Genomic DNA, 8,138 nt, shown 5'->3' with positions numbered 1-8,138 from the left:
TCATGCTCGATCCCAAGCCGGGCAGGCCACCGCCCAAAGTCGCTCCACCGACCTTGTCGTAGTGACCTGCCTGCCGCCTCAGCCGTTATCCTGCCCCCACGCTCTGTCGTCAGCCACGCGCACGATTACGAAGTCGTCCGAGCGATCATGCTCGGCTTGAACGTGGTTCGTTGCGTCTTCCCTTGCCGCATCTTCGCTGACGAAGGTTCTGCGGCTCCGCGCGGGGCAGTTCATCACATCGCACCTCCATGCGAACCTGGGTACAGCGACCATGATGACCACCTCCGACATCCAGTGTGCCTCGCGCGACTGATCGGAATTGCGTTAAGCGCGGGGGCCGTCGTGGGGCCGTCCGAGGGCGGCCAATGTTGACCAATGACGTCAGTCGGAGCGCTATCCGGTTGGCTCCAGCAGCAGGTCGGAGGCGGGTTCCCGCAGGTGACCCCAAACAGCCCCCAGAACCAGGGCAAGAAGTAGGCCCGGAGGCCGCGGTACGCGGCGTGGCCCCGGTCCGCACGGGTGGTGCGGGCCGGGGCCACGGTGTTCGCCGGGGCGGTGGTGGTGCGGTGTCAGCCGCAGCCGCCGCCGCAGTTGCAGGGGCCGCCGGCCTGGCAGCCGCACTGGCAGCCGGGGCCGCAGCCGCAGTTCCGCTCGGGCTCCGGGGTCTGCACGTTGCGCACGGCACCCTCCTCAGGATGGGCTGAGCATCAGCCCATCCAGGAAACCGCGGCGCGTGCGGGGGCATCAACGGCGCGTGGATGCACGCCTCAGTCGGAGGTCGGCTCCTCCGCGACGGCGGCGGCGACGGCGGCCGGGTCGAGCTCGTCCGCGTAGTCCCCCGTGACGAGGTACACCACGCGGCGGGCCACGGAGACGGCGTGGTCGGCGAACCGCTCGTAGTAGCGGCCCAGCAGCGTCACGTCGACGGCGGTCTCGATGCCGTGCTTCCAGCGGTCGTCCATGAGGTGCTGGAAGAGCGTGCGGTGCAGGTCGTCGATCTTGTCGTCGTCGGTCTCGAGCTGCAGCGCGAGGTCGACGTCCTTGGTGATGATGACCTCGGCGGCCTTGGCCATGAGGCGCTGCGCCAGCTGGCCCATCTCCAGGATGGTCGCGTGCAGGTCGCCCGGGACCGCCGAGTCGGGGAAGCGGAGCCGGGCCACCTTGGCCACGTGCTGGGCCAGGTCGCCGGAGCGCTCCAGGTCCGCGCTCATCCGCAGCGAGGTCACCACGATGCGCAGGTCGGTGGCGACGGGCTGCTGGCGGGCGAGCAGCTGGATGGCCTGGGTCTCCAGACGGCGCTGGAGGTCGTCGACCTTGTCGTCGTTGGCGATGACGCTCTCGGCGAGCTTCAGGTCCGCGTCGAGTATGGCCGTGGTGGCGCGGCCGATCGCGGAGCCGACGAGCCGGGCCATCTCGACCAGGCTGTCGCCTATCGCATCCAGCTCCTCGTGGTAAGCGTCCCGCATGGGGCAGTCCTTCCGTCGCTCTTGTCCGTGCCGCCGCCCGGGGTGTCGGCCGGGGTTCTACGGTGCCACGCTCCGCCGGGAATGCGTCGGCGTTGACCCCGACAAGTGAACCACTCCGGTCGTTCGGGTGAATTCTGGGAGTCTGCGGGGGGAGAGGGGTGGGCGCGGCCCTCGCGCGGGGAGGCCGGTGCGGGCCGTTGTGCCGGTTCGCGGCTTTCGTTCCCGCCTCAGTGAACCAGTGCCGACCTGTCGGTGAACTCTGGGGGACGAGTGTTCGAGCCGGCCGGGCAAGTCTGGGAGGGGCTCCCCGGACCCGCTTAGTCTGAAGCCATGGACGTGAACGCGGCGGTTGCCGCAGTGGCCGCGATCGCCGGTGTCTGCACCGGTGCCATCGCCGTCCTCGCGTTCCGCTGGAGCGAGCGCGAGCAGGCCCGGCCCACTCGGTCCTCCCTGCACACCGAGCCGGTACTGCCGCCGGGCGTGGACACCGTGCTGTCGGTGCTGCGGTCCTCGGCGGTCGTTCTGGACGAGGACGACGCCGTCGTCAAGGCCAGCTCGGCGGCGTACGCCCTGGGCCTGGTGCGCGGAGGCCGGCTGGCCGTGGACCCGATGCTGCAGATGGCCCGGGAGACCAGACGGGACGGCGAGATACGGCAGGTCGAGCTGGAGCTGGCCCGCAGAGGCAGAGGCGACGCCCTCGCCGTCTCCGCGCGCGTCGCCCCGCTCGGCTCCCGGCTGGTGCTGCTGCTGGTGGAGGACCTCACCGAGGCCCGTCGCATCGAGGCCATCCGCCGTGACTTCGTGGCCAACGTGAGCCACGAGCTGAAGACGCCGGTCGGTGCGCTCTCCCTGCTCTCCGAGGCCGTGATGGACGCCAGCGACGACCCCGAGGCCGTCGAGCGCTTCGCGGGGCGCATGCAGAAGGAGGCCACCCGGCTCACCAACCTCGTCCAGGAGCTGATCGACCTCTCCCGGGTACAGAACGACGACCCGATGGAGGACTCCGAGCCGGTCGCCGTCGAGGAACTGGTCGCCGAGGCGGTCGACCGCAGCCGCCAGGGTGCGGCCACCAAGCAGATCACCATGGCCACCGGCGGCATCGAGGGCCTGTTCGTCTTCGGGCACCGCGGGCAGCTCGCGGCGGCGCTGGGCAACCTGGTCGAGAACGCCGTCAACTACTCGCCGCCGCGAACCCGGGTCGGCATCGCGGCGCGGCGGGTGCCCGCTCCGGGCGGCGACATGATCGAGATCGCCGTCACGGACCAGGGCATCGGCATCTCCGAGCGGGATCGCGACCGCATCTTCGAGCGCTTCTACCGCGTCGACCCGGCCCGCTCCCGGGCGACGGGCGGCACCGGTCTGGGCCTGGCCATCGTCAAGCACGTCGCCGCCTCCCACGGCGGTGAGGTCACCGTGTGGAGCGCCGAAGGCCAGGGCTCCACGTTCACCCTGCGACTTCCCGAGGCCGGGCAGGCCCGGGAGCGGGCCGAGGAGAACCGCCGCAGCCGCAACCGGCTCAGCGGCGCGCTCCAGGAGCCCGGGGACTACCACGGCCCCGAGGGCGACGAGAGTGTCGACCCCGTGGAGTCCACCGGCCCGATCGAACCGGTCGGCCGGCCCAAGCCCGTCAGCCCGATGGACGGGCCCGGCGGCGGGGCGGCCCTTCCCCCCAGCCCCCGTTCCCGGCGGCCCCGCACCGCCGACGGTTCAGAAGGCACCGTCAGGGGACGGTCATACGAGACCTTCACCCAGGATCAACTCTCAGCCCCGGAGGTCCTTCCGTGACCCGAGTGCTCGTCGTCGAGGACGAGGAATCGTTCAGCGACGCGTTGTCGTACATGCTGCGCAAGGAGGGGTTCGAGGTCGCCGTGGCGACGACGGGCCCCGACGGCCTCGACGAGTTCGAGCGCAACGGCGCCGACCTCGTCCTGCTCGACCTCATGCTGCCGGGGCTGCCCGGCACCGAGGTCTGCCGTCAGCTCCGCAGCGTGAGCAACGTCCCCGTCATCATGGTCACGGCCAAGGACAGCGAGATCGACAAGGTCGTCGGGCTGGAGATAGGGGCCGACGACTACGTGACCAAGCCGTTCTCCTCGCGCGAGCTCGTGGCCCGCATCCGCGCCGTGCTGCGGCGCCGCGGGGAGCCGGAGGAGACTGCCCCGGCCGCGCTGGAGGCCGGTCCGGTCCGGATGGACGTCGACCGGCACGTCGTCACCGTCGCGGGCGGCAAGGTGGACCTCCCGCTCAAGGAGTTCGACCTGCTGGAGATGCTGCTGCGCAACGCGGGCCGCGTCCTGACCCGCATGCAGCTCATCGACCGGGTGTGGGGTGCCGACTACGTCGGTGACACCAAGACCCTCGACGTCCACGTCAAGCGGCTTCGCGCCAAGATCGAGCCGGACCCGGGCGCCCCCCGCTACCTGGTGACGGTCCGCGGCCTCGGCTACAAGTTCGAGCCCTGACGGGCCCGCCCCCGCGCGGGGCCCACCCCGAGCGGGGCACACACGCGTGGGACCCCCGGCCGCCCGGCCGGGGGTCCCACGCGTGTTCGGCGCCGTCGGTCCGGCGGGCGCGCCGGACCGACCGGATCAGTGGGCGGACTCGACGCCCTCGGAGCCTTCGCTGCCCTCGATGCTCTCGGTGCCCTCGTCGGCGGGGGACTCCGCCTCGTCCTGCGTGCCCGCCTCGGCCGACTCGCCCTCGGCGGGCTCGCCCGCGGAGTCGTCGGGGGTCTCGCCGCCCGGCGTCTCCTCGGCGCCCTCGGCCTCCTCCCCGGCCGGGGCCTGCTCGGCGCCCGGCGCCGGCGAGGGGCCCCAGGGGGCGTAGTGGTCCTGGTCCGAGGGGAAGACGAGCGCCTTGATGTCGATGTCGCCCGTGGAGCTCAGCTCGAAGGTGAGCTGCTGCGCCTCGCCGTCGTGGATCTCCTGTGCGGCCTCGCCCTCGACGACGGCGGACGCGTGGCCCTCGCCGCCGAGCACGAGCCGGCCGCCCGCCGGGACGGTGAGGTCGTCACCCTCGGCCGGGGAGAGCTCGAAGGAGCCGTCGCCGCCCGGCGCGGCGAACGTGATGCCGCGCAGCGTCTCGGCCTTGTCGCCGTTGTTGAAGATGGTGGCCGTCACACCGGCCGGGCCCTCGCCGTCCTCGGAGGTGATCACGAGGACGTTCTGCAGCGCGATGTCGCCGACCTGCTCGGAGGGGGTGTCCGGGCGGACCTGGCTCGTTCCGGCCTCGAACCCCGCCCCGCACCCGGCCAGCGAGAGGGACGAGAGCGCGAGAACGGCGGCGGCGACTGCGCCGCGTCGAAGGCTGCTGCGGCTGCTGCTCACGGCGGCGCATCTCCTAGCGGTGAAGAACGAAAGGCGTCTGTCAGCGGCTCAGCGTACCCACCCCGGGTGACGGCTCCGCACCCGACCCGCCTCGGGGCCGGGACGGGGTGCGGAGCCGGTCGGGGGGAAATGAGCGCCGACGGTCTCGGGGATTCCGTGACGCCGAATGCGGGGCGAAGTCGGGAATTGATCTTCCCGACCGTTCGCGGTTGCGTCGGCGCAACAGTCGGACGGAACTGTTGATCAATTGGCGGGGGTCGAACGGCCTTCCAGGAAGTCCGGCATATCGGACACCGATAAACGTCTTCGCGGCCGCCTCGCCGGTGTTTCCGGGTGCCGCCAGAGGGGCTCCCACCTGCGAATACCCGGTTGCGTGACGGGGGGCGAGCACGGTACGGGGGTTGTTGTCAAGCCCCGAGATGGGCCCTGACCTGCGGAAATGCCATTCAGGACGACCCACTCTCGTGCTATCCTGGATAGCCACGGAAGGGGTACCTGTCACATGACGTTCAAGGTTGGCGACACCGTGGTCTATCCCCATCACGGGGCCGCGCTGATCGAGGCTATCGAAACTCGTCAGATCAAAGGCGTGGACAAGACCTACTTGGTTCTGAAGGTCGCCCAGGGCGACCTCGAAGTTCGTGTGCCGGCGGAAAACGCCGAGCTCGTCGGCGTGCGTGATGTGGTCGGCCAGGATGGGTTGGACCGGGTCTTCGAGGTGCTGCGCGCACCGTATGCGGAAGAGCCCACCAACTGGTCCCGTCGCTACAAGGCGAACCTGGAGAAGCTCGCCTCCGGTGACGTCATCAAGGTGGCCGAGGTCGTGCGCGACCTGTGGCGCCGCGAGCGTGAGCGCGGGCTCTCGGCCGGTGAGAAGCGCATGCTCGCGAAGGCGCGGCAGATTCTGGTGAGCGAGCTGGCGCTCGCCGAGAACACCAACGAGGACAAGGCGGAGGCCCTGCTCGACGAGGTCCTGGCCTCCTGACCGTTCCGTCACCCGTTCCGACACGTCGGCGGAGCGGGTCATCCCGGAGGGGCCGGACGTCTCGATGACGTGCGAAATGCCGCGGTGCCCGAGTGGCGGCCTGAGGGTCGCTCGGCTCGGGCGCTGCGGCATTCGTGCTGTTCCCCGGGTGCGTGCTGTTCCCCGGGTGCCCGGGGGTGTGTTGTTCGGCCGTGGGTCAGCCGCTGTTGCCGACGGCGCCACCACAGGGGCCGAAGACATCGCCGTCCGGGCGCTTCGCCGGCCTCCGGCCCCCGCGCGACGGTGCTCCGTCGACCCGGACGGCCCGTACAGCTCTCGCTCCATGCCCGCAGGCCGGAACGCCGGGCCGGGCGGCAGACTTGGTCGGCTGTCACGGAAGGGACCGACCAAGGCCTCACACCCGGCACGCTGTGGCCATACCCATCTCAGCCAAGGACACAAACCTGAACGTGCAACCAATGTCTGATCACCTGCCCGGCGACGAGCGTCCCGCGCCCCGCGAGGCCCGGACGGCCGTCGTCATCCCCGCCGCCGGAAAGGGCGTACGGCTCGGGCCGGGGGCTCCCAAGGCGCTCCGCGCGCTGGGCGGCACCCCGATCCTGGTCCACGCCGTCCGCGCCATGGCCCGGGCCCGTGACATCGCACTCGTCGTGGTCGTCGCCCCGCCGGACGGTGCGGCGGACGTCCGGCACCTCCTCGACGCGCACCCGCTGCCCTCCACCGGGCAGTCGACGGATGTCGTCGTCGTGCCCGGCGGCGCCACCCGGCAGGAGTCCGTACGCCTCGGCCTCGAGGCCCTGCCCGAGCACATCGAGGTCGTCCTCGTACACGACGCCGCCCGGCCGCTCGTCCCGGCCGAGACGGTGGACGCCGTCGCCGCCGCCGTCCGCGCGGGGGCGCCGGCCGTCGTCCCGGCCGTGCCGCTGGCCGACACCGTCAAGCAGGTCGAGCCGCGCGACGACGGCACGCCCGAGCCCGTCACCGGCACCCCCGAGCGGGCCCTGCTGCGGGCCGTCCAGACGCCGCAGGGATTCGACCGCGCGCTCCTGGTCGAGGCCCACGCCGCCATCGCCGCCGAGGGCGAGGGCGCGACGGACGACGCCGGGATGGTGGAGCGGCTCGGCAAGCCCGTCGTCGTCGTGCCCGGGCACGAGGAGGCGTTCAAGGTCACCCGTCCGCTGGACCTCGTGCTCGCCGAGGCCGTACTCGCCCGACGGAGGTCCACCGATGGCTTCTGAACAGCCCCCGGTCCCCCGGGTCGGGATCGGCACGGACGTGCACGCGTTCGGGGCCGGCCGTCCGCTGTGGTGCGCCGGCCTGCTGTGGGACGAGGGCGACGGGCTCGCCGGCCACTCCGACGGCGACGTGGCCGCGCACGCCGCCTGCGACGCGCTCTTCTCCGCCGCCGGCCTGGGCGACCTGGGCGCCCACTTCGGCACCTCGCGGCCCGAGTGGTCCGGCGCCTCCGGCGTCAGCCTGCTCGGCGAGGCCGCGCGCATCGTGCGGGCCGAGGGCTTCGTCGTCGGCAACGTGGCGATCCAGGTCATCGGGGTGCGGCCGAAGATCGGCAAGCGCCGGGACGAGGCGCAGAAGGTGCTCTCCGAGGCTGTCGGGGCACCGGTCTCGGTGTCCGGGACGACGACGGACGGCCTCGGGCTCACCGGGCGGGGCGAGGGCCTCGCCGCCATGGCCACCGCGCTCGTCTGGGCGCCCGCCCCCTGAGCGGGGCTGCGCCCGAGCCGGACCGTCCGGCACGGTTCGCCAGCCGGGGCGCCCCGAGCGGGGCGGCCCGCGCCGGGTCCCGCCATCCGGTCCGGGCCCGGATCCCGGGCCCGGACCCCAGATGGCGGGCTTGGGGGTGCGCGCGAGGTGGGTACGGGTAACGCGTCCGTCCGTCGCACACCGTGGGAGGCCCCGTGGCAGTCGCCCTGTCCGACAACCTCAAGCAGCTCCTCGACAGCCAGGTCTTCGTCGTCGTCGCGACGGTCCAACCCGACGGCAGTCCGCAGCTATCACCCGTCTGGGTGAAGCGGGACGGTGACGACGTGCTGTTCTCCACCACGATCGGCCGCCGCAAGGAGAAGAACATGCGGCGCGACCCGCGCGTGAGCGTCGTCGCCCAGCCCGCCGACGCGCCCTACACCTACGCCGAGATCCGCGGCACCGCCACCATGACCACCGAGGGCGGGCAGGAGCTGATCGACGAGCTGTCGACGAAGTACGTCGGCAAGACGTACCGCGAGTTCAACCCGGCCTCCGCTCAGGAGCCGGAGCGCGTGGTCGTCCGGATCACGCCCGAGCGGGTCGTGGGCATGGGCGACCTCGCCTGAGCCACCCGCCGCACGGTCCGTCGCCCGCCCG

Annotated in this window: 8 protein-coding genes; 6 read left to right on the top strand and 2 right to left on the bottom strand. The window is 72.2% G+C overall.

Features of this window, described 5'->3' with window-relative positions; genetic code table 11:
* Positions 1-767: 767 nt before the first annotated feature.
* Positions 768-1,466: a phosphate signaling complex protein PhoU gene (phoU, locus tag HPT28_RS19035; protein WP_219092345.1), complete on the bottom strand. Its 699-nt coding sequence runs from the start codon at positions 1,464-1,466 to the stop codon at positions 768-770.
* Between the two features lie 330 nt (positions 1,467-1,796).
* Between phoU and HPT28_RS19030 the strand changes: the two genes are divergently transcribed.
* Positions 1,797-3,251 (top strand): cell wall metabolism sensor histidine kinase WalK, encoded by a 1,455-nt coding sequence (locus HPT28_RS19030; protein ID WP_219092344.1) that lies wholly within the window; start codon positions 1,797-1,799, stop codon positions 3,249-3,251.
* On the top strand, positions 3,248-3,928 hold the full coding sequence (locus HPT28_RS19025) for a response regulator transcription factor (protein WP_219092343.1): 681 nt from the start codon (positions 3,248-3,250) through the stop codon (positions 3,926-3,928). Before HPT28_RS19030 ends, HPT28_RS19025 begins: the two co-directional genes overlap by 4 nt.
* A gap of 126 nt (positions 3,929-4,054) precedes the next feature.
* Here the strand turns inward: HPT28_RS19025 and HPT28_RS19020 are convergent, their stop codons facing one another.
* Positions 4,055-4,792, bottom strand: a complete 738-nt coding sequence (locus HPT28_RS19020; RefSeq protein WP_219092342.1) for a DUF461 domain-containing protein — start codon at positions 4,790-4,792, stop codon at positions 4,055-4,057.
* A 502-nt stretch (positions 4,793-5,294) separates the two neighbouring features.
* Between HPT28_RS19020 and HPT28_RS19015 the strand changes: the two genes are divergently transcribed.
* The 4 genes from HPT28_RS19015 to HPT28_RS19000 all read left to right on the top strand — a co-directional run bounded on the left by HPT28_RS19015 (position 5,295) and on the right by HPT28_RS19000 (position 8,107).
* On the top strand, positions 5,295-5,777 hold the full coding sequence (locus tag HPT28_RS19015) for a CarD family transcriptional regulator (protein WP_031508181.1): 483 nt from the start codon (positions 5,295-5,297) through the stop codon (positions 5,775-5,777).
* 458 nt (positions 5,778-6,235) lie between these two features.
* Positions 6,236-7,015 (top strand): 2-C-methyl-D-erythritol 4-phosphate cytidylyltransferase, encoded by a 780-nt coding sequence (ispD, locus tag HPT28_RS19010; protein WP_219092341.1) that lies wholly within the window; start codon positions 6,236-6,238, stop codon positions 7,013-7,015.
* A complete protein-coding gene (gene ispF / locus HPT28_RS19005) occupies positions 7,005-7,499 on the top strand; it encodes a 2-C-methyl-D-erythritol 2,4-cyclodiphosphate synthase (protein WP_219092340.1) in 495 nt (164 codons plus the stop codon). The genes ispD and ispF overlap by 11 nt, the downstream gene beginning before the upstream one ends.
* Positions 7,500-7,693: 194 nt before the next feature.
* Positions 7,694-8,107: a PPOX class F420-dependent oxidoreductase gene (locus HPT28_RS19000; protein ID WP_219092339.1), complete on the top strand. Its 414-nt coding sequence runs from the start codon at positions 7,694-7,696 to the stop codon at positions 8,105-8,107.
* Positions 8,108-8,138: the final 31 nt, after the last annotated feature.

Source organism: Streptomyces sp. JJ38 (assembly GCF_019303475.1).
In the GTDB taxonomy this organism is placed as follows: Bacteria; Actinomycetota; Actinomycetes; order Streptomycetales; family Streptomycetaceae; genus Streptomyces.
This window is presented reverse-complemented; position numbering and strand designations above follow the sequence as displayed.

Coding starts and splice junctions, on each gene's coding strand:
- phoU (WP_219092345.1), bottom strand. CDS start 1,466: ATGCGGGACGCTTACCACGAGGAGCTGGATGCGATAGGCGACAGCCTG.
- HPT28_RS19030 (WP_219092344.1), top strand. CDS start 1,797: ATGGACGTGAACGCGGCGGTTGCCGCAGTGGCCGCGATCGCCGGTGTC.
- HPT28_RS19015 (WP_031508181.1), top strand. CDS start 5,295: ATGACGTTCAAGGTTGGCGACACCGTGGTCTATCCCCATCACGGGGCC.
- ispD (WP_219092341.1), top strand. CDS start 6,236: ATGTCTGATCACCTGCCCGGCGACGAGCGTCCCGCGCCCCGCGAGGCC.
- ispF (WP_219092340.1), top strand. CDS start 7,005: ATGGCTTCTGAACAGCCCCCGGTCCCCCGGGTCGGGATCGGCACGGAC.